Annotated in this window: 1 protein-coding gene; it reads left to right on the forward strand. The window is 64.8% G+C overall.

The window, feature by feature from the left end; genetic code table 11:
* Positions 1-417: 417 nt before the first annotated feature.
* The coding region (gene ltrA, locus U1E26_09930) for a group II intron reverse transcriptase/maturase (GenBank protein MDZ4169954.1) at positions 418-1,825 on the forward strand (1,408 nt) is incomplete at its 3' end.

The raw sequence follows: 1,825 nt of genomic DNA on the forward strand, positions 1-1,825 counted from the left end.
GGGGACAGGCGGAAAGCGCCGGTAAAAGCCGGCATGAAGTAGGAGGTGGAAGTCCTCTACATGGAATGAGTAGCGACCAACCATGGCCCCGAGTCATGCGTCGGCTCTCCGTGAGGAGGGCGGCGAAGCGTTGACAGGGGGCGTGCAGGCCGGGCGATTGAGCTCCGAAATCACCTCGATCGGGTTGCCGACCCAGTCGCCTGGGAGGGAAGGCAATACGGTGCGCCGCGATAGCGCGAGGGGCGCACTGGGCCCGCGGAGTCTGGGGAGCCAGGGCATGTACGCAAGCTTCATGCACGGAAACCGGGAGAGCCCAGGAGCGAGCGGCGGCATCCACCGCCGGTCCGGTCGGGGAAGGTCTGTGACCTCAAGCCCGACGCGCACGCACCTGGGCAGTCGGACGAGGGAGTAGTAGCGATGAAGCGGGCGAACAAGGGTGCACAACCGGGAGACCCCGGCCAACCATCGGCGGAGCGCGTGGAGCGAAGGCCCTCGACCAAGGGAAACTCTGGACAGCCGACCGCTGGCGGCACGCAGGGGCCGAAGGCAGCGTTGGACGGACTGGACAGGGTACGGGAGGCAGCGAGAAGGGACCCCCGACAACGGTTCACCAACCTGCTGCACCATGTGACGGAAGAACGGCTCCGGGACGCCTACGGGACGTTGAAGCGGGAGGCGGCCCCCGGGGTCGACGGGGTCACGTGGAAGGAGTACGGCGAGGGGCTCGCGGAGCGCCTCATCGACCTCCATGATCGAATCCAGAGCGAGCGGTATCGGGCCAAGCCGAGCAAGCGGGCGTGGCTTCCGAAGCCCGACGGCCGCCAACGGCCGTTGGGGATCGCCGCGCTGGAGGACAAGATCGTCCAACAGGCGCTCGTAGGGGTTCTCCAGGCGATCTACGAGGAGGACTTTTTGGGTTTCAGCTACGGGTTTCGCCCGCAGCGAAGCCCGCACGACGCCTTGGATGCGATCTATGTGGCGATCACGCAGCGCAAGGTGAGCTGGGTGCTCGACGCGGACATCCGCAGCTTCTACGACACCATTGATCACGGGTGGCTGATGAAGTTCGTGGAACACCGCGTCGGGGATCCGCGGGTGCTTCGGCTGATCGGGAAGTTTCTGAGAGCTGGGGTGTCCGAGGACGGGCAGTGGTCCAAGACGGTGGCGGGGACGCCACAGGGGGCGGTGATTTCGCCAATCCTGGCGAACATCTACCTGCATTACGCCTTGGACCTATGGGTGAAGTGGTGGCGCGCCAACCAGGCGCGGGGCGAGGTCTACATCGTTCGGTATGCCGACGATGTGGCGCTTGGATTCCAGTACCGATCGGATGCGCAACGGTTCCAGGCCGAACTGAAGGAACGGTTGAAGAAGTTCAGCTTGGAGCTCCACGAGGAGAAGACCCGACTGATCGAGTTCGGTCGTTTTGCCATCGACAACCGCAAAGAGCGCGGCGAGGGGAAGCCGGAAACCTTCGACTTCCTCGGGTTCACGCACATCTGCGCCAAGAGACGGGACGAGCGCTTTACGGTGCGGCGAAAAACCATCGCGAAACGGCTGCGGGCGAAGATCAAGGAGGTCCGCGACGTCCTGATGCGGGGCCGGCACCGGCCGGTACCGGCACAGGGGCGGTGGTTGCGAGCCGTAGTGCAGGGGCACTTCAACTACTACGGAGTCCCCGGCAACCGAGGCGCGCTGGACACGTTTCGAACGCAGGTCAACCGAGCGTGGCTCAAGGCACTGCGGCAACGGAGTCAGAAGGGGCAAAGCCTCACGTGGGAACGCATGAAGAAGCTGATCGCCACCTGGATCCCCACGGCACGAG

Source organism: Coriobacteriia bacterium (assembly GCA_034370385.1).
GTDB lineage: Bacteria > Actinomycetota > Coriobacteriia > Anaerosomatales > PHET01 > JAXMKZ01.